Genomic DNA, 18,749 nt, shown 5'->3' on the forward strand with positions numbered 1-18,749 from the left:
ATCTCTCGCATAGTCTAGAAAATAAGTAGCCTTCAGTAGACTGATCGGCTATTTTTTTAAAATAAATCCAATAATAAGTGTGGTCACTTTTTGCAAATCATCTTTGTTATTTAGATGTTCTCTTATTTTGTGCAAATCGTGTTTTCTCTGTCTTATCAATTTGAGTGATCGTACCGTCATGAACGGTTATGACCACAGAACCATACTCCATCCCCTTTAGTGTCGTTAGAATATAGTTTGCTTTTGCTTGATCCACAATTGCCATATTTTCATCCTCCCTTAAACTGCTAATATCACATAGGAATACTTGGTTTTATAGTCTAAAAAAAGACCCTTTGATTCTATTCATCTACATAAACCTGAAAAAATACAAAATGACTGACAACAATGTGGACTCCACTTACTAATCGGATAGATCATAATTAGTCCCCCTTCGAATAAAAAAAGACTTATACCCCTAAATAAGAGTATAAGCCTTTGGTTTTCCAATCAGCTTAATATTAAATTAATTGTTTTCTTTGAATTATTTACATTTTATTCTGACTTTTCCTACCTGTCAAGTGGGTTTTATAAAATAATTTCTAGTACCAGCTTTCCAAAACAATAAAGTACTATTCAAAAGTAAGTCGATACGCTTTCACTATGATGCCGTCATCCGCAGGTTCAAAATCGAATTGCGGTAACCTTTCAAAACCAAGGCGGCCGTATAGTCCCATCGCACTTTTCATAAAATCTGCGGTATGCAGGCCGATTGAATGACAGCCTTGCACTTTCGCTCGTCGAATACATTCTGAAATCAGTGCTTTTGCCACCCCATTGCCTCGAGCTTGCGGTGTCACTGCGAGCATTCGTATTTCAGGATAATCCAACTCATCTACCAATCCTTCGTAGGCATCGGTTTTTGCAGGAAACAAGGCAACACTGCCTACTATTTTCCCATCAATTTCAGCAACAATTCGTTCCACATCCTCCTGCGCATCAGCATCCGACGAGATTGAATGTTTAAGAGCCTTCCAATGATCTTCAGGAATGTTTTGGGCATGTTCTTCATATGAGTTTACTCTTTGTTCTCGAATGAATGATAATTCATCCGCTGCAGCATTACGAATAATCATTTTACCACCTGCTTCTAGTCAGTTTTTCTCAGTGTATTAAAAACTTTTCAACCTTATTACTTAAAACTTGTCGACCATGTTGAGAAGTAAGCCCAGAGAGGTCGGGACCCTTCGGCAAGATATTATATCCCTTCTGATCATCACTAGCGATATGGTTCGACAGATGATAATGCCGTTTAATTGCATCGAATTCTGTCGTATCTCCAAAACCGGGGGTTTGAAATAAATCTCGTAAATAGCCCCATAAATTTGGAAAATCAATTTTCTCGTTTATATACAAATCAAAATATGAGTATTTCTATCGGTTTTATCCATTTTAGTATGTAAAACTTTTATAAGTCAATAATATTACCTGACTTTATTTAAGATTCAGAATCATTAACCCGATGAAAAGGACATCTCCCATTTTAGAAGATGTCCTGTTTTCCCTATTTTAAGCTACCTTACGTTCTTGATAATTTTTAAGCTCATGGCCTTCCCATTTGGTAATAACAATTGCAGCCAAAGAGTTTCCGACAATGTTTACACAAGTACGAGCCATATCAAGAATACGGTCAATTCCGGCAATAAATGCTAGTCCTTCTACAGGAATACCTACGCTGCCCAAAGTGGCTAGTAGAACAACAAACGATACACCTGGTACCCCGGCAATTCCTTTAGATGTTAACATCAATACAAGAACTAATGTAATTTGATGTCCAATACTCATATGAATTCCATACATTTGCGCAATAAACAGAGCGGCAATCGCTTGGTAAAGCGTGGAGCCATCTAGATTAAAGGAATATCCTGTTGGAATCACGAAAGATGTAATCGACTTAGGACAGCCCAATTTCTCCATTTTTTCCATAATTTTTGGAAGAACGGTTTCTGAACTTGCTGTCGTGTAACCTAAAATTAATTCGTCTTTTAAATATTTAATGAGGTGGATAATATTGAATCCTGCAATTTTTGCTACTAATCCAAGGATGACAAGAATGAAGAAAAACATGGATCCGTATACAACCAGGACTAGTTTTCCCAGTGGAATTAATGAGGTAATTCCAAATTTCGAAACAGTAACACCAATTAATGCAAACACACCGAATGGCGCGAGCTTCATGATTTGGTTTGTGACATAGAACATCGCATCGGCCGTTCCTCGGAAGAAATTGATAATTGGTATCCCTTTCTCTCCAATCGCTGCCACACCAAGTCCAAACATAACAGAGAAGAAAATAATTGGTAACATTTCTCCGTTAGCTAATGATTGAATGATGTTCGTCGGAACAATATTTACAACGGTGTCAATCATAGAATGAGACTCAGTTTTTTCGGCTGTACTTACATAGCTGTTAATATCCGTTTTGGTAAGTTTCGATTTATCAACGCCATCTCCTGGCTGAAACACGTTCGCAGCAAGAAGTCCAACAATGATCGCAATCGTGGTAATGATTTCAAAATAAAGCAGGGTTTTCCCGCCCAGTTTTCCTAAAGACTTCATATCACCAACGCCAGCAACACCAACAATAAGGCTGGAGATAACAATTGGGACAACAATCATCTTAATTAAGCGAATAAATATATCGCCAATTGGCTGAAGGTAGCTTGCCACATGTGGATTACCGTAAAAAACCGCACCGACAATAATACCGAGTGTTAGACCAATGAAAATCTGCCATGCTAAACTAATCTTCTTCATTTGTATTTCCCCTTTTTTATAATATTAAAAGTTGATTACATAGAGGTATCAACTAAGAAGTACAATCTTTCAAATTTTTTTATAAAATGATAATTTCTCTCTACTAAACAATCTATCTTTATTTTAATGATAATTCTTCTATTAAACAACCTATATTTAAGTGGGAATTACTCTCATTTATGATATTGATATAATAAAAACCATAGATACCAAGGCTTCGCGCCTATTAATTGATTAGTTATTACATTCAGAAAATCCGCCATCAAATTGACATATTTACCATTTTTACATTCGAATCAGTTAAAAAGTTGGTAACAATGCTTACACAAAAAGTCATTAGAAGTTATTCTAAAAACGCCAAATGAGAGCGGTATGCTCCTCCTCTCATTTGGCATTTTATTGGAAAATATCCCATTAAACGATATTGATTCCAGTCAAAAAAAATAGAGCAGGAATTTCGAATCCCTACTCCATCTTATTGACTATCTCAAAAACTCGAGTACCTTTTTAACCGCAGCTTCGCCTTGGTCGATACAGTCTGGAATACCAACACCTTCATAGGAACCTCCAGCTAGAAATACTCCGGGTAATTCCTTAATCAGTGATTCCTTCACACTCTTCATCCGTTCAATATGACCAACATTGTATTGCGGCATCGCCTTTTTCCATCTTGTGATGATATGGAACAATGGTTTATCGGTTATGTTCATGGTTTTATTTAAATCCCGTAATGCAATATTAATAATCTCTTCATCTGATAAATCAACGGCCGCTTGATCATTTGGTTTTCCAACATAACAGCGTAATAAGGCCATATCCTTTGGTGTCGTACCAGGCCATTTTTTATGCGTCCATGTGCAGGCAGTTATTCTAAAGTCACTGTTTCTCGACACTAAAAAGCCTGTCCCCTCGATGTCCTGTTTAATTGCCGACTTTGGAAATGCCATGGCAACGTTGGCCACAGAATAGGATGGCATATCATCAAACGTGTGCATGAACGGATAATCAGAAAGCATTTTTTGTGCATGGAAATGTTCTGTCGCAATGACCACGCTGTCCGCCTGTTCAACCGTTCCATTGGCGAAGGTAATCGAATAGTGGTTTTGATCTCTCACAATTTTTTCAACAGGGACTCCTTTGCTAACAGCTCCCTCATCCATCCGCTTGACGACTTCGTCAATTAACGATTCCAAACCGGTTGATAAGGAGAGAAACATTCCTTTTTTTGAAGGTTCTTTTTTCGCTGTTTTAGGTGGGGCTGGCATCGTTTTTTTTAAGCCAAGCACAAGGCTTCGATGTTTTTGCTCCATATGATAGAACATCGGAAACAATGACATTAAGCTTAAGCGGTCGATATCGCCTGCATAAATTCCTGACAGTAGAGGGTCGATTAAGTTATCCACTATTTCATCCCCAAGCCTTCTTCTGAAAAACTCACCGAGGGATTGATCTGCCTTTTCCTTTCCTTTTGGTAAAATAAAATCACCTGCTGCCCGTAGTTTTCCTAGTGGGGAAAAGAGTCCTGAGAGCGCAAATGGTGTAACCTGGGTTGGGATCCCCATGAATGCTCCCTCAGGCATCGAATGGATCCTTCCTCTAACGTATATATAAGATTTCCCGGCTGTATTCGCGACCACTTTGTCTTCTAAGCCGACTTCTTTAATTAATTTAAGCGCACTGGCTTTTCGAGCCAGAATGGAATCGGGACCTTTTTCAATCATAAAGCCATCCCTCTTCACCGTGTGAATCACACCGCCAAATCGGTCACAAGCTTCATATAGCTTGACTACAAGCGGCAGTGCTCTATCCTTGATCTCCTTTTGCAGGTAGAATGCTGTTGCTAAACCTGTGATTCCTCCACCTATTATGACGACCTTCTTTTTCTCCATTTCAGAAACCAGCTCCAGATAATTATTTTTAGAAAAAAATTCTATGCTGTATGAAAGTTAGTTTGCTCACAATTTCACATATCTATATTTTTATTAAGGAGAGTGCGATCCATTCTCCTACATTTATCATTTTAAACTATTAAATAAAATAAAAAGTAGAAATTTACAACTTGTACCAAAATGTTCACGAATGTATTAGCCTAGCTATCCATGAATAGCTTATTGATAAAAGGACTTTTCCATACCTTTTTCAAAGGAGGGATAAAAAATGGGATATTATGTTAAAGTTGCTCCTGAAGTGAATATATATGTTGAAGATGTAAATCGTAAAAGTAGTAAAACCATCCTCTTTGTTCATGGCTGGCCAGCCAATCATAAATTATTTGAATATCAGTTTAATGTCCTTCCTGCGATGGGATATCGGTGTATTGGGATCGATCTAAGGGGATTTGGCAAGTCAGATAAACCTTGGGAAGGGTACTCGTACAATAGACTTGCTGATGATATTCGGGAAATTGTTAAAGCACTTCGTTTACAGAGTTTCACGCTTGCAGGTCATTCTGTCGGTGGAGCGATTGTTATCAGGTATATGGAACGCCATAAGGGCTTTGGGGTATCGAAATTAGCCCTTTTTGGTGCGGCTGCCCCTAGTTTTATAAAGCGGCCAGGCTTTCCTTTTGGATTAGAGGCGAAGGATGTCAATTTACTACTGGGGCAGATATATAACGATCGGCCGAAAATGCTCTCTGATTTCACGAACATGTTCTTCCATCAGGCGCTCACAAAACATTTCTCAGACTGGTTCTTTCAATTAGGACTTGAAGCAGCAGGGCATTCCACTGCAGGCCTACTAAACTCCTTAAGAGATGAAACCTTATTTACAGATATCAAGAGAATTCAGGTGCCTGCATTGATTCTTCATGGTCAACATGATCAAATTTGTTTGCCACCGCTGGCTTCCATCTTGCATCAGGGAATTATCAACTCTAAGCTTGTTTGGTTTGAACACAGTGGTCATGGTTTGTTCTGGGAAGAGCAAAAGAAGTTTACGAATGAATTGGCAAATTTCATTGGGTAAAGTGATATTCTTATGTACGATTTCCCTACTGGATGTTCATCTTCACAACAAAAAAACAAGCGCTTTCCACGCCAATAAGTGGGAAGCGCTTGTTTATATCTATTTAATTAAACCTTCCGTAAATTTTTTAAATACTAAGACGGCATTGTGTCCACCAAACCCAAAGCCGTTGGAGATAGCATAGTTTACTTCTGTTTGAATTGAATGGTTCGGCACATAATCCAGATCACATTCTTCATCTGGATTTTCATAATTAATAGTTGGTGGGATTGTATCTTCCAAAATGCTTTTCAGAGTGATGATTGCCTCTACTCCTCCTGCTGCTCCAAATAAGTGACCTGTCATCGATTTAGTAGAGCTTACCTTCAATTGATAGGCATGGTCTTTAAATACCTCTTTTATTGCCTTTGTTTCTGATTTGTCCCCTTCAGGAGTGCTTGTTCCATGGGCATTGATATAATTGACTAATGTTGGCGGGATCTCTGCCATTTTCAAGGCAAGTCTCATCGCCCTTTCTGCCCCCTGATAAGCAGGGGATGTAATATGGTGAGCATCGGTTGTGGATCCGTAGCCAATGATTTCACCTAAAATAGCTGCCCCCCTTTTTTGGGCATGCTCATAATCTTCAAGCAATAAGATTCCTGCTCCCTCCGACATGACAAAGCCATCTCGTTCTTTGTCAAATGGTCTACTTGCTTTTTCAGGTGAATCATTATTGGTGGACATTGCTTTCATCCTTGAGAAACCAGCATAGGCCAGAGGATTAATCGTTGCTTCTGCTCCTCCGGCAAGGATTGCATCGGAATAGCCATGCCGTATATTCAAGAATGCTTCCCCAATTGCCTGGTTTCCGGTCGCACATGCTGACACAGGTGAAAAACTTGCACCTTTAAAACCTGTTTTAATGGAGACGATACCAGCAGCCATATTGCTAATCATCATAGGCACCATAAAGGGAGAGACTCTTCTAGGACCTTTTTCTAAAAAGAGTTGATGATTTTCTAATACTGTATTTAACCCGCCAATCCCCGAACCTATGAAAACCCCCATTCGCTCTAAGTCAGTCAATTGTGGATCTAGTTTCGCTTGATCCACAGCTTGTTTTGCTGCAGCATAGGCATATTGAACAAATAAATCATATTTACCTAATTCTTTTTTATCTAAATATTTTTCAGGATAAAAGTCTTGAATGACACCGCCAATTTTTGTATTGATATCTTCAAAGCCATTATGATCTATTTTTTTTATACCAGATTTTCCAGCCTTAATATGATTCCAAAACGTTTCAACATCATTTCCTAATGGAGAGACGACACCATACCCTGTTATTACTACTCTGCGTGCCATAGAAAAAACCTCCTTCTTAATATTTTAAAAAACCAAACGGTCTGTTTTATTTTAAAAAAATATATTAATAAACCATTAGAAAAGGTTTGATTTTATCTGTAAAATGACCATTTCTAAATATTCGTCATCCTTGTACAAACGACTTAGAGCTAAAGCACCCTCCAATGAGGATAAAATGAATACAGCCATTTGATCAGAGTCTACAGCTTTGTTTATTTCATTTTGATTCTTTCCATGTTGGATAATCCCTTTGATGAGTTTAATTAAGCCAAAGAATCCTTCTTTTATTAAATCTTCGAATTCAACTTTTGAATCATCTGCTTCAATTGCGGCATTCATTAAAGGACATCCACCCATGATGAACTCATCCTGAATCAGTGTTTTAAAAACAGATATAAAAGCATTGAATTGTTCAATTGCAGTACTCTTTGATGTGACTGCTTCGATATAATTATTTTTCAATGTATTTAGAGCATAAGAAAATGACGCTTTAGCTAGGTCATCTTTATTTTCAAAATGATTATAAATTCCACCTTTTTTTAGCCCAGTAGCCGCCATAATTTCAGAGATAGACGTGGATTTATACCCATTTTTATTAAATAATGATGAAGATTGCTCGATAATATAATTTTTTGTTCGTTCTCCTTTATTCATATTATACTCACCTCCACCAAAAAGAACAATCGGTCTTTTTTATTTAACACCAATCATATGATTTTTGTCAAATAATGTACAAATGGTCTTCTCGATTCACTGGGACATTTTTCAGTGGCTTCAGCTGCAGACCAACTTACTCGCTGCTGTTCGAATACGGATATTTTTTTTGCAAAAATTGGACCGATTGGGTAATTAATTCTTCTAATACATCGATATCAATATCGGCTACCTTATTAATATACACGCACCCTTTTCCAGTCGTATGTTTCCCAAAGTCCTTAAGCAATTCCTCACGCTTTGTTTCTCCCGTGCAAAATACAAACTAATTTTTGCCTTTCGAGGTGAAAAGCCCACCAAAGGGGCATCCCCCTCATGACCGGATGTATATTTATAATGATAGGAACCGAAACCAATAATACTTGGTCCCCACATCTTTGCCTCAAAACCTGTGGTTTCAGTAAATATATCTATTAATTTATACGCATCCTCGCGTTTTTTTGGGTTCTCTACATTCTCAATAAACTCAATTACACTGTTATCAGTTTCTTTTGTTTTTTGTTGATAGCTCATTTTTTCACTCCTATTCTTTATATTTGATGATAAATGTTTTCAAATGCATTATTAGTAAAAAAACAAATTACAGACTCCTGTATTAATTTATACTCTTTTAATCGTGACCGTCTCCTTTGGAAATTGCCGTCAAAGGTAACAATTAATGATAAGTACGAATTAAACAGTTGGGCTTTTTACAAAAAGTAATAAATATCCCATAAAAAAAGGAGAGTAACATTACTCTCCTTCTTCTACAACCACTTTATAACCGTTTTGTTGCGGGCCGTCCTCATATACTTCCCTTGTAACTATGTAATAATTTTCTCCAGTTTGGTCTGTAATGACCATTTCACTTGGACTCTTGTCCACTGATGCTGCTTCTAAGCTAAAATACGGTAACCCCAGTACTGAATTATCAAATGACATTGTTATCCCCCATTTCTATCTTTTAACATGTACATTACTCATGAAAAGTATAACAAATTTCAGACATCAATGTGACCTGATCGTTTCTTTTTTATATAATCTTATGGTACTCTCATTAAAGATAAAATCAAACGTTTCTGAAAAGAGGGATTATTATTAACGTATTATGGGATTTCGACGGGACCCTTTTTGATACCTATCCAGCCCTTGTCTCTGGATTCATCAACTTAAGCCAACAAGACCTTGATCGCGATGAGGTGCTAAGGTGGCTAAAAATTGATTCCAAAACGGCCTTTAAACATTATGGAATAGATGAGAAGCAGAGACTTGAGTATCAAACCTTACATAACTATTATTCAAAGACGGAAAGCAAGCCATTTGAGTACTTAGCGGAAGCCTTATCTTCTGTTGATCACAATATTATTGTTACGCATCGCGATAAGGAATCGACCATCTTTCTGCTTAAAAAATATCATTTAGACAAATACTTTAAAGAGATTGTTTCTGTTGAGGAACAAGGTTTTACAAGAAAACCCCACAGCTCCTCCTACGAATATGTTCTAAAAAGTCACCATATTGATTTGGTCGTCGGTGACCGTGACTTAGATTTAATTCCCGCTCGAGAATTAAATATTAAAACGTGTGCATTTCAAAATCGAAACATTGAAGCTGATTTTCATATCGACAGCTATGCCGATTTTGTCGCAGAAGTTCTTAACCCTCTTCAACAGAAATAGGTTGGAAGTTCCTTATTAATATTTTGAAACTTTATTGGACCTCAATCGTATATGTATACATAAGTTAGGTTTGTACGATTAAAAAATTATTATAGAATGGAAGATCTATATTGGGCTCGAATATTTTACTGATTGGACAGTATGCTTTTGAGATTTATTATTGGTTAATCTTAATATCTATTTTCAGTTCCTGGTTTCCTCAGTTTCAAGCAACAAAGATTGGTATCTGGATTGCCAAGCTTGTCGAACCATATTTAGGATTATTCAGAAGGTTTATCCCCCCTCTTGGTCCGATTGACTTTTCACCGATCATCGCATTATTTGCCTTTAGATTTATCAGGCAATTTGCTTTAGAAGGTCTCCGTCAATCATTGAATGTCATCGGGGCATAAAAGCTATTAAAAAAAGGAGTTGCGCTGCAGCTCCTTTTTTCTATATCATCAATATCTCCCTGATATCCTCTTCAGTAAGAGTTGACATGACTTTCTCATCAGAATCGATTATTTCTTCTATGAGATGTCGCTTTTTATCTTGCAGTTCATTCATTTTTTCCTCGATTGTCCCTCGGGCAACCAGCTTGATTACCTGGACGATATTTTTCTGACCCATCCTGTGGGCACGATCGGCTGCTTGTTCCTCGACAGCCGGGTTCCACCACGTGTCATATAAAATGACGGTATCCGCACTCATCAAATTAAGACCTGTTCCTCCTGCTTTCAAAGAAATGAGGAACAAATCCCGTTCACCGCGATTAAAGCGCTCGCAGATTTCGACTCGTTCTTCAGATGGAGTCTGTCCATCCAGGTAAAAATAAGGCAATCCTTTCGCAGTTAACGCTCGGCCGATAAGATCAAGCATTTTCGTAAACTGTGAAAAAATTAATACTCTTCTTCCAGAAAGCTTGGATTCGTCAACAATCTGCAAGAGTTGTTCGAATTTCGCTGAATTCCCTTGATACCCATCGACAAACAAGACTGGATGACAGCAAATCTGCCGCAAACGAGTCAAACCCGCTAGGATTTTGATTCTATTTTTTCGAATCGTGTCCTTGTCCAGATGCTTTAATGTGTCATGCCTAAGTTTCGCCAAGTAGGCTGCATACAGCTTTTTTTGTTCTGGGAGCAGTTCTACAGACTCCAGCGACTCCATTTTTTCAGGAAGTTCGGCAAGGACATCCTCCTTCAACCTGCGCAGTAAAAAAGGACGGATTCTCCGTGCAATGTTTTTCCTTGAAAGCTTACTATATTCCTTTAGCCCAAGGAACAGTTCAGGAAAGACAACATGAAAAATTGACCACAGCTCTTCCACGGAATTTTCCACGGGTGTCCCCGTAAGTGCAAAGCGATGATTGGCCTGTAACATCTTTGCTGCACGGGCTGTTTGCGTCAACGGATTTTTAAAGGCTTGCGCTTCATCAAAAAACACCGTATGAAAGGATTGCTTCTCAAACCAACTGATCTCGCGGCGCAGTAACGGGTAGGAGATGATCATTACATCGACATCCTTCCCTTCCTTCAGAAGCTTGGTTCGCTCAGCTTTTGTTCCATCAATGACAGCGGCCTTAACCTGGGGAGCAAATTTCCTGATTTCACTTAGCCAGTTATACGTCAAGGATGACGGACAAACAACGAGGGCTGGCTGGTTATTTTTACGGATATCGGACTGAACTGACATAATAAAAGCGATGCTTTGAATCGTTTTTCCAAGTCCCATATCATCGGCCAGTATCCCGCCGAAGCCGTAGTATGCCAGAGTCTTCATCCATTTAAACCCATGCTTTTGATAATCTTTAAGGATGGGCTCTAAACTCGTTGGCACCTCAAACTCCAACCGGCCTGGATTGTGAAGGTGATCAAGGAACTGCCGAAAGGATTCCTCTAACTTAAACGCATGACTAACCTCAACCGTATCAAGAAGTTGAAGACTCTGCTCAATTGGTAAATCCAAACCACTGGCGAGATCCTTATTCTTGGCTAGTGGTGAGTAAAGAAAACGCTGAATTTCATCGAATTCTCTCGTCTGAAGCGAGAGCAGCGACCCATTAGGCATACGATAATATTTCCGTTTTTCCTCTAGTGCTGACAATACCTCACGTATTTGTCTTTCAGGAATGCCGTCCATTTCAAATTTAAATTCAAGCCAATTGGTTCGTTCTTTTTTGATCCTCACCCTAACCTGCGGGCGAAAATTCCCTCTAGAAATCCGATTTCTTACAGCCGTAGTCGCATAAATTCGGACCAGCTTTTGGAGCTTTGGAATGACATAGGTCAGAAAGTCATACTCCAGTTCTTCATTATGAAGAAAATATCCACCATCTGTCTTGGCAAACGAGCTATCCTCAAAGAGCTGGAGGATTTCATCTTCCTTTTCTACATCACGGATTACTAAAGAGCCAGATGGGAGATCTCTACTTTCCAATGGATTAATGATCCAATTTTCGTAATGAAATTCGAGTCCAGCTAGCAAGCGGTTTTTGACACGATCCAAGTAGAGTTTGGCCACGAGTGGTGTATTCATCAATTGCTTCGTGATCGTTTCTGCAATCGTAACCTGCCCTAGTTTTTTTAACCCTGGCGCAACCTTTTCCAGAAAAAAGCGGATTTGCTCTTGCGGAATGGGAATTTGATTGGTTCCTGAGGCATCCAACATCTTTTTCAGATCCGATAGGCGTTTATAGTCCTGATCTTCTAGTTGTTTTACTTTCCCTTCGTATAAAACGGAATGATAGGCACTTAAGAAAATCATCCGATGCAAGTTTTTAACCTTCAGTTGATAACCGTTTCCTTCCGCTTTTGTAAAATCAAACTGTAATGGCAGCGATTCGGCTGATAAGTGCAGACCTTGAAAGGTATGTCCCTCAGATTTCACCTTCACATAGGGAATTTTTATGAGGAACGGAAGCAGCCGTTCCCAAGAGGATGATGGAATGAACAGCATCTGATGTTGATTGGTGTCAGGCACCACATCCACATAAACCTTTTCATCCCGTAGTACTTGGATGAGCTGCTCCAAAATGGCATTGGTTTCTTTTTGAAAGCAATGGAGATTTGGATCGTATTGGAATGAGCTCGAAAGTGAGTAAGTCTTTCCCGTACTTACCCGCTCCAAAAACATTCGGATATTTTCCACCTCAGTTGACGCGACGGTCATTTCGATAGCGAATAGGTATCTTCCTTTGCCAACCTCCATGGGTTTACAGGTAAACTCGATATCAAGCACATTTCTTTTCTCAAAATGGAGTTGATGACCGCTTGAGCGGACAGGCTGATCCGTAAAAAGTGTCAGTAACCCTTCCGTCAGATCCTGATTAGTGGAATTGGAAACCATCGGGATGGTTCCTTTCTGTTGGTGCTCGTAAACTGCCAATAAAACGGCCGCAATATGCTGACAATCCTTTGTAAACGAGGCAAGCTTTGGGCAGCTGCATTCCGTTAAAATATCATCGTTGCCACTCGCTTCGATTGTCACATGGAAGTCTTCCTCACCTGTTACCGTAGCTTGACAACGGTCAGGTCGATATTGTTCAAATGTGACTTTATTCGTTTGATAAAAATAATCTCCTCGTTTGAAGGAGACAGTGCCACACATTTCTTTGATGAGTTTTTGATTTAATGGGATGTTCACGTGTCCTGCTCCTTCCTGAGTTTCTGCACCAATTAAGATATAGAACATTATAGCATACGTACTATTTTTTATAATTTACTTCAACATAGTAGTAGGAAGGAATGATAAGATGGTTGAAGTAAAAAAAGCGTCTGCTATTCATTTCTGAATGGCAGACGCTTGAAATATTAAAAGCCTACGCTCATCGTATCCGGATGGGACCCAGCACGGCTATCTTGATTCAATCCATCAATTTTGTCCATATCCTCAGTGGATAATTCGAAATCAAAAATATCCGCATTTTCAATAATGCGATGTTCTTTGATTGATTTTGGAATCGTAACCACTCCATGCTGTAAATCCCAGCGCAAGATGACTTGAGCAACAGATTTATTATATTTATGCGCAAGATCTTCTAGAACCGGTTCACTAAGAAGCTTCCCTTGTTTTAAAGGCGACCATGCTTCCAGTTGAATTCCTTCATTTTTACAATAGGCAAGAAGCTCTTTTTGGGTTAAGTGCGGATGGAACTCCACCTGATTTACCATCGGTTTAATCTCTGCAGAACTGATTAAATCTTCTAAATGGTGAACTTGGAAGTTACTTACGCCAATCGCACGCACACGCCCCTCTTTGTAAAGTTTTTCAAACGCCTTCCATGTTTCTTTATATTTTTCTTTACCTGGCCAGTGAATTAAATAAAGATCTAAGTAATCAAGTCCAAGTTTAGTAAGACTTGTTTCAAATGCCTTTAACGTTGATTCATATCCCTGTTCGGAATTCCAAAGCTTTGTCGTAATAAACAAATCCTCACGGGGAACGCCAGAACCCTTAATCGCCTGGCCTACACCTTCTTCATTCCCATAAATAGCGGCTGTATCAATGCTTATGTATCCGTTTTTGATAGCAGCTTTTACAGACTGAATAACCTCTTCCCCTTCGGTTACTTTAAAAACGCCTAATCCCACCCATGGCATCTTTACTCCATTGCTTAATGTTGTCGTATCTTTCAAATTTGTCGGCATCATTTATTCCTCCTTTAATTTGGTCGTTGTTATAATAATCACATAATTATTGAAAAAATTCCATTCTAAGGAATTGCTTTATTAATATGTAGCAACGTGTCGTTCATTTTGGTAAAATCATGTAAAAACGTTTGGAGGGATCCTCATGATTACCTATCCGCATTTAAAAAAAGGAGCAACCATCGGAGTAACCGCACCCTCTTCAGGGGTGCCGCCACAATTACATGAAATACTTAAACTTGCATGCAGCCGAATGGAACAACGAGGATTCAAGGTAAACTGTGGGGAAACAGCTTGGACTCAAAACAAGGCAAAATCAGCCCCAGCTCTAAAAAGTGCGGCTGAATTTAATACCATGATGTGTGACAATGAAATTGACATCCTTATTCCGCCGTGGGGCGGCGAATTATTGATCGAGACTCTCAAACATATTGACTTTGAAAATATAAAAAATAAGTGGGTATTAGGATACTCAGATATTAGTGGATTATTACTAGCCATTACCTTAAAGACAGGTATTGCTACGGCGCACGGGACAAATATTGTAGATTTACGTGGGGAATTTATGGATGAAACGACAGCCATGTGGCAGTCGGTCTTGTCGACAAACAAAGGAGAATCTGTGATTCAACCTTCCTCTGAAAAGTATCAAAAGGAATGGCAGCATACCAATCCTTCTCCCTGTGTTTTTCATTTAACCGAACAAACCGCTTGGAATACTGTCGGGAACCGACCGGTTAGGATACAAGGTCGATTACTTGGCGGATGTATAGACATTATCAGACATCTTATTGGGACGCCCTTCGGTGATGTAGAAAAGTTTAGAAAACAACATATCAACGGTGAGCCCGTCATTTGGTATCTTGAGAATTGTGGAATGAATACGGCTGATTTGCGAAGATCATTGGTTCAAATGAGGTTAGCTGGGTGGTTTGAAAACTGTTCAGGATTGATGTTTGGCCGGAGTGATGCTAATAGGTCTGTGGAAAACTATACGGTGGAGGATGTCTATCAAGACCTTGCCGCTGAGCTTGATATCCCAATTATTTATGATATTGACTGCGGGCACCTCCCACCACAAATCACCTTCATCAATGGTGCTTATGGTGAGGTGGAAGTCTCTGAAAGGAAAGGAACCGTCTTACAATTTTTCCGGCCTTAATTTATTTGTGCCGAAAAAGCAGGGCTCTTAAGTCAAGTTTAGCCCAATCAAAAGTAAGCCATATTCTAAGGAAAAACTCAAATTAGGAGGATTACATGTTTTTATCCTATCCCATTTTAGCCGCCCTTTTAGGAATGTTTATTGCCCAATTTGTAAAAATTCCGATACACTATTTTGCTTCAGGAGAATTAAGATGGAACTTGATGTTTAGCACTGGCGGAATGCCTAGTTCTCATACAGCTACAATTATTTCATTAACTACTGCTATCGGTTTAACTTCAGGACTCCATTCTAATGAATTTGCGATTTCTGTGATCGTTTCACTAATTGTCATGCATGATGCTACCGGGGTTCGAAGACATGCAGGCTATCATGCAGAGGTTTTAAATACATTGTTAGTTGATTTCAATCTTTTAATTGATACCTTAAAAAACCCGAAGTTAAAGAAAACAGAGTCTAGAGAAAAGCTGAAAGAATTATTAGGTCATCAACCGGCAGAAGTATTTTTTGGATTGATCACAGGAATCATTGTTGGTGTGCTAACCTATCAGTTCTATCCGTTTAACTAGTCGTTTTGGAGTGTGCTCTAGGTTAAATTTGGCTGTTGCCATGACAGCCAAATTTTGCCGCTACTCTATCAACCTACAAGCATGGAAATTATATAATCACTGCCGCTTACGATAAGAACGCTTTGCCCCAATCCACTCATTATACCAGTGATAACCCTCAAGACATTATTACTCATCCTATATTTCCTTTTCTGTGTCCAACCATCAAGAACCATCGGGACATTTAAAAGGAGTCCGAGCCATAATGACAAATGTATACCCGCAATCAGCAAAAACGGGAAAAATAAATAGCCTAGCAAGATACCCGTACATCTTGCACATAAGGGGAGAGTATACCCCTTAATCGTAATACTCCGAGACTTCATCCGATGACAAGGAATGATATCTAGCAATCTCATTTTATTAATTACAATCCGGTCCACAATCACAATCCGGCCCACAATCCCCATCAAAGTCCGGAATACAATCACAGTCTGGAGTCCAATCGTATTTCTTTTTTCGATGTTTCTTTTTTCCATAATAAATCAAAATAAACAGCAACAGTAGTATTCCGGCACCAATAGCAATGGCCCCGACTGTTACTGTACCTTTTACCAATAAAGTGGTACCCACGACAAAACAAATAATCATCGCCGTTAATAATAGAAAAAACATCCCCATCACCTTTGTCATTTGGACTTAACTTTTATCATTTAATCTATTCCTGACTCCTTATCCATCCACTCAACTTTATAGAATTCTATCATTCTATTTCGCCTTTGAAGAGGGTCTTTCCTTCTTCCATTTAACTTGGTATTGCAAATGAGAAAAACCGCCAAAGACTGGTGTAAGCTTGAAGGTTTTTTGATGTTTAAGCTTCGATGGGTCCTAATGACCCTGTTTCAACTTTTCCAAAAATGGTTCTTTTTTCTTTATTAATTCACTTGCGAATCCCCAAACTAAAAATAAAATCGTAATCGATGTAGCTATTTTACTAAAAAAGTCAGGCCTCATTTCTTGCTATAAATTATTGAGTTCATTGATTTCTTTCTTTTAAAATATCCTGAATGATTTCCATATGGAATGCAGCCCATGCCTTTTCTCGAAAATGAAGGATGACACTTAAAGTTAAAATCATTAAATATGCAACCCCAAATATCGCCCAAAGTATGCTTCCATCTTTGAAAAGGAAGTCCATTAATGGTTTGGAAAATAGAAACAAGAGCCATGGGACAGAAGAAACAAAAATCGGTATAATCCCAGATCCATTCTTTTCCTTGATCATTCGATAATTAATTAATTGCAACATGCTGCTATCAAGTGATTGATACAGTCTTTGAACCTCTTCAATTTCTATGTATTCCCTCATATGTTTGGTGGATTCACCGTTGTTTATGGCTTTGTTAAGCCGAAGGTAAACTTTATGCGCATCGCCTCGAAATGAAAACATATCTTCTTACCTTCCCTATTTTTTATATTATTTTTCGCGACTGACAGGATAGTATGTAAAAAATAGAGAAATGAATTATTTTTGCTTGTAACAAATTAGTTGTTAAAAAGACTTATAATTACAAATAGATGTAAGGAGGATGATTTTATGAATTACAAAATTATTGAAAGAGACAGTTTCCAAGTTATCGGAATCAAGCGGGAGTTATCATGTGTAAATGGTGAAAACTTAATTGAGATCCCCAAAATGTGGGCTGATGTTCATGCAGATGGAACCAACGATTTATTATTCCAATTGAATAATGGGGAAATTAATGGGGTGCTTGGAGTATGTGTCGATAAACGAGACACGCAGCAGCAATTAATGGATTACTGGATTGCAACGGAACATAACGGTGACACGCCAGAAGGTTTATTGAATCTCGTGATTCCAGCTTCAAAGTGGGGCGTATTTGAAGTTTACGGCCCAATGCCGAGGCAATCCAGAAAGTATGGAAACAAATATACTCTGAATGGTTTCCGTCAAGTCATTACAAGCATGCAGGCACACCTGATTTAGAAGTCTATTCCGCCGGAGATCCTTGGGGCCCTGATTACTACTCAGAAATCTGGATTCCATTAAAATAACAATTTTTTATTGTTAATCTTTTAACTAAACGTTTGGTTTTTCCAAGCAACGTCTATCAAGGGGTTCAGCGTTTTAATCAAACGTTTGGTTAGTTTTTTAGGTCGAATACCTCTATTAAAATTAATGAACGATTAGCATCTAGTTCATATTTTATTAATAATATAGCGTTAAAGTACATATTAGAGCGGATGGCATGTGTGGCCATCATGGTATTTGGCGTAGGCGGAGCCGATACTCAGGAAGAGCATCAGATCATAATGAAGCCTTTCTAAAAAACTAACTGATTGTTATAAGCAGTAACCTATGCTTTATAATAAGGCGGAATTCGCAGCCACTCATGCCGATCCAAATAATGTTTTACCGTTAAGCCAGCAGTAGTCTTCTTCAAAATAATTTTTGAAAAAATTAAACCAACATCTGCCCGAATAGATTCAGTAAGTCCTTTAGCAGCATAATTAACCCCCATAGCAAGATTATAGGACATTAAATTAGCCATTTCTTCATCATCTAATTTAGCACCCTCGGGTATACTCTTAAAATCTCCCACGGGTTTTTCCGGTGTCGATTGAGGAAAGGGAACCCCTTCTTTCATGAGAAACTCTTTAAGCTCGTCTCTAATCGGGATATGTACGGTTTCTCTTACATCCTTTAAAATTTGTTTTAATTCCGGATCTTGGGCAAGATTGTAACCGATTTCCTCATTACGCATTGTTGTTTCAGTGCCTAAAAGAAAAAACCATAGATTGGAAACCTCCATTACATTTAATGGTCTTTTCTCGCCGTCCATAAATGGTTCAAATACATCTTGAATTAATTCCAATAATTTCATGTTTTGAAGATCCCACCAAACTT

18 protein-coding genes and 2 pseudogenes are annotated in these 18,749 nt (G+C 38.5%); 6 read left to right on the plus strand and 14 right to left on the minus strand.

The window, feature by feature from the left end; all coding sequences use genetic code 11:
- Window positions 1-106: 106 nt before the first annotated feature.
- From J7E77_RS16415 to hemY, 4 genes are all read right to left on the minus strand, one after another.
- Window positions 107-265: a YezD family protein gene (locus J7E77_RS16415; protein ID WP_214715761.1), complete on the minus strand. Its 159-nt coding sequence runs from the start codon at window positions 263-265 to the stop codon at window positions 107-109.
- 346 nt (window positions 266-611) lie between these two features.
- Entirely contained in the window at window positions 612-1,115 is a 504-nt protein-coding gene (locus J7E77_RS16420) for a GNAT family N-acetyltransferase (RefSeq protein ID WP_214715762.1), read from the minus strand.
- Between the two features lie 433 nt (window positions 1,116-1,548).
- Window positions 1,549-2,796, minus strand: coding sequence for a cation:dicarboxylate symporter family transporter (locus J7E77_RS16425; RefSeq protein WP_214715763.1), 1,248 nt, complete (start codon window positions 2,794-2,796; stop codon window positions 1,549-1,551).
- Window positions 2,797-3,278: 482 nt separating this feature from the next.
- The gene (hemY, locus tag J7E77_RS16430) at window positions 3,279-4,685 is read right to left on the minus strand and encodes a protoporphyrinogen oxidase (RefSeq protein WP_214715764.1); all 1,407 of its coding nucleotides are present in this window, start codon (window positions 4,683-4,685) and stop codon (window positions 3,279-3,281) included.
- Window positions 4,686-4,953: 268 nt separating this feature from the next.
- Between hemY and J7E77_RS16435 the strand changes: the two genes are divergently transcribed.
- A complete protein-coding gene (locus J7E77_RS16435) occupies window positions 4,954-5,763 on the plus strand; it encodes an alpha/beta fold hydrolase (protein ID WP_214715766.1) in 810 nt (269 codons plus the stop codon).
- 99 nt (window positions 5,764-5,862) lie between these two features.
- Here the strand turns inward: J7E77_RS16435 and fabF are convergent, their stop codons facing one another.
- The 4 genes and pseudogenes from fabF to J7E77_RS16455 all read right to left on the minus strand — a co-directional run bounded on the left by fabF (window position 5,863) and on the right by J7E77_RS16455 (window position 8,745).
- The gene (gene fabF / locus J7E77_RS16440) at window positions 5,863-7,110 is read right to left on the minus strand and encodes a beta-ketoacyl-ACP synthase II (RefSeq protein WP_214715768.1); all 1,248 of its coding nucleotides are present in this window, start codon (window positions 7,108-7,110) and stop codon (window positions 5,863-5,865) included.
- 75 nt (window positions 7,111-7,185) lie between these two features.
- Window positions 7,186-7,764: a TetR/AcrR family transcriptional regulator gene (locus tag J7E77_RS16445; protein ID WP_214715769.1), complete on the minus strand. Its 579-nt coding sequence runs from the start codon at window positions 7,762-7,764 to the stop codon at window positions 7,186-7,188.
- Window positions 7,765-7,900: 136 nt separating this feature from the next.
- A pseudogene (locus J7E77_RS16450) lies at window positions 7,901-8,337 on the minus strand (DUF1801 domain-containing protein).
- A 219-nt stretch (window positions 8,338-8,556) separates the two neighbouring features.
- Entirely contained in the window at window positions 8,557-8,745 is a 189-nt protein-coding gene (locus J7E77_RS16455) for a hypothetical protein (protein ID WP_214715770.1), read from the minus strand.
- Between the two features lie 155 nt (window positions 8,746-8,900).
- Between J7E77_RS16455 and J7E77_RS16460 the strand changes: the two genes are divergently transcribed.
- Window positions 8,901-9,482 (plus strand): HAD hydrolase-like protein, encoded by a 582-nt coding sequence (locus J7E77_RS16460; RefSeq protein WP_214715890.1) that lies wholly within the window; start codon window positions 8,901-8,903, stop codon window positions 9,480-9,482.
- Window positions 9,483-9,592: 110 nt separating this feature from the next.
- Complete coding sequence (locus J7E77_RS16465; protein ID WP_088085596.1) at window positions 9,593-9,874, plus strand: YggT family protein; 282 nt, start codon at window positions 9,593-9,595, stop codon at window positions 9,872-9,874.
- A 40-nt stretch (window positions 9,875-9,914) separates the two neighbouring features.
- Here the strand turns inward: J7E77_RS16465 and J7E77_RS16470 are convergent, their stop codons facing one another.
- Window positions 9,915-13,106: a DEAD/DEAH box helicase gene (locus J7E77_RS16470; RefSeq protein ID WP_214715771.1), complete on the minus strand. Its 3,192-nt coding sequence runs from the start codon at window positions 13,104-13,106 to the stop codon at window positions 9,915-9,917.
- Window positions 13,107-13,273: 167 nt separating this feature from the next.
- Window positions 13,274-14,110 carry an aldo/keto reductase gene (locus J7E77_RS16475; protein ID WP_214715891.1) on the minus strand — a complete coding sequence of 279 codons (837 nt, stop codon included), beginning with the start codon at window positions 14,108-14,110 and terminating at the stop codon, window positions 13,274-13,276.
- Between the two features lie 145 nt (window positions 14,111-14,255).
- Here J7E77_RS16475 and J7E77_RS16480 point away from each other — a divergent pair, with 145 nt between their 5' ends.
- Both J7E77_RS16480 and J7E77_RS16485 read left to right on the plus strand, forming a co-directional pair.
- Window positions 14,256-15,272 (plus strand): S66 family peptidase, encoded by a 1,017-nt coding sequence (locus J7E77_RS16480; RefSeq protein ID WP_214715772.1) that lies wholly within the window; start codon window positions 14,256-14,258, stop codon window positions 15,270-15,272.
- Window positions 15,273-15,367: 95 nt separating this feature from the next.
- Window positions 15,368-15,841, plus strand: a complete 474-nt coding sequence (locus tag J7E77_RS16485; protein WP_214715774.1) for a divergent PAP2 family protein — start codon at window positions 15,368-15,370, stop codon at window positions 15,839-15,841.
- 68 nt (window positions 15,842-15,909) lie between these two features.
- Here the strand turns inward: J7E77_RS16485 and J7E77_RS16490 are convergent, their stop codons facing one another.
- From J7E77_RS16490 to J7E77_RS16500, 3 genes are all read right to left on the minus strand, one after another.
- A complete protein-coding gene (locus tag J7E77_RS16490; RefSeq protein ID WP_308160654.1) occupies window positions 15,910-16,359 on the minus strand; it encodes a DUF2085 domain-containing protein in 450 nt (149 codons plus the stop codon).
- Window positions 16,244-16,495: a hypothetical protein gene (locus J7E77_RS16495; protein WP_214715776.1), complete on the minus strand. Its 252-nt coding sequence runs from the start codon at window positions 16,493-16,495 to the stop codon at window positions 16,244-16,246. The genes J7E77_RS16490 and J7E77_RS16495 overlap by 116 nt, the downstream gene beginning before the upstream one ends.
- Window positions 16,496-16,856: 361 nt before the next feature.
- Window positions 16,857-17,270 carry a hypothetical protein gene (locus tag J7E77_RS16500; protein ID WP_214715777.1) on the minus strand — a complete coding sequence of 138 codons (414 nt, stop codon included), beginning with the start codon at window positions 17,268-17,270 and terminating at the stop codon, window positions 16,857-16,859.
- 147 nt (window positions 17,271-17,417) lie between these two features.
- Between J7E77_RS16500 and J7E77_RS16505 the strand changes: the two are divergent.
- Window positions 17,418-17,833: pseudogene (locus J7E77_RS16505) on the plus strand (GyrI-like domain-containing protein); the annotation flags it as partial.
- A 365-nt stretch (window positions 17,834-18,198) separates the two neighbouring features.
- On the opposite strand, the gene J7E77_RS16510 reads toward J7E77_RS16505, so the two are convergent.
- Window positions 18,199-18,726, minus strand: a complete 528-nt coding sequence (locus tag J7E77_RS16510) for a DUF3231 family protein (RefSeq protein WP_214715779.1) — start codon at window positions 18,724-18,726, stop codon at window positions 18,199-18,201.
- Between the last annotated feature and the right edge of the window lie 23 nt (window positions 18,727-18,749).

The organism is Bacillus sp. ISL-77, from assembly GCF_018613105.1.

Coding starts and splice junctions, on each gene's coding strand:
- fabF (WP_214715768.1), bottom strand. CDS start 7,110: ATGGCACGCAGAGTAGTAATAACAGGGTATGGTGTCGTCTCTCCATTA.
- J7E77_RS16425 (WP_214715763.1), bottom strand. CDS start 2,796: ATGAAGAAGATTAGTTTAGCATGGCAGATTTTCATTGGTCTAACACTC.
- J7E77_RS16500 (WP_214715777.1), bottom strand. CDS start 17,270: ATGTTTTCATTTCGAGGCGATGCGCATAAAGTTTACCTTCGGCTTAAC.
- J7E77_RS16475 (WP_214715891.1), bottom strand. CDS start 14,110: ATGCCGACAAATTTGAAAGATACGACAACATTAAGCAATGGAGTAAAG.
- J7E77_RS16490 (WP_308160654.1), bottom strand. CDS start 16,359: ATGGAAAAAAGAAACATCGAAAAAAGAAATACGATTGGACTCCAGACT.
- J7E77_RS16455 (WP_214715770.1), bottom strand. CDS start 8,745: ATGTCATTTGATAATTCAGTACTGGGGTTACCGTATTTTAGCTTAGAA.
- J7E77_RS16420 (WP_214715762.1), bottom strand. CDS start 1,115: ATGATTATTCGTAATGCTGCAGCGGATGAATTATCATTCATTCGAGAA.
- J7E77_RS16510 (WP_214715779.1), bottom strand. CDS start 18,726: ATGAAATTATTGGAATTAATTCAAGATGTATTTGAACCATTTATGGAC.
- J7E77_RS16415 (WP_214715761.1), bottom strand. CDS start 265: ATGGCAATTGTGGATCAAGCAAAAGCAAACTATATTCTAACGACACTA.
- J7E77_RS16445 (WP_214715769.1), bottom strand. CDS start 7,764: ATGAATAAAGGAGAACGAACAAAAAATTATATTATCGAGCAATCTTCA.
- J7E77_RS16485 (WP_214715774.1), top strand. CDS start 15,368: ATGTTTTTATCCTATCCCATTTTAGCCGCCCTTTTAGGAATGTTTATT.
- hemY (WP_214715764.1), bottom strand. CDS start 4,685: ATGGAGAAAAAGAAGGTCGTCATAATAGGTGGAGGAATCACAGGTTTA.
- J7E77_RS16435 (WP_214715766.1), top strand. CDS start 4,954: ATGGGATATTATGTTAAAGTTGCTCCTGAAGTGAATATATATGTTGAA.
- J7E77_RS16495 (WP_214715776.1), bottom strand. CDS start 16,495: ATGTTTTTTCTATTATTAACGGCGATGATTATTTGTTTTGTCGTGGGT.
- J7E77_RS16480 (WP_214715772.1), top strand. CDS start 14,256: ATGATTACCTATCCGCATTTAAAAAAAGGAGCAACCATCGGAGTAACC.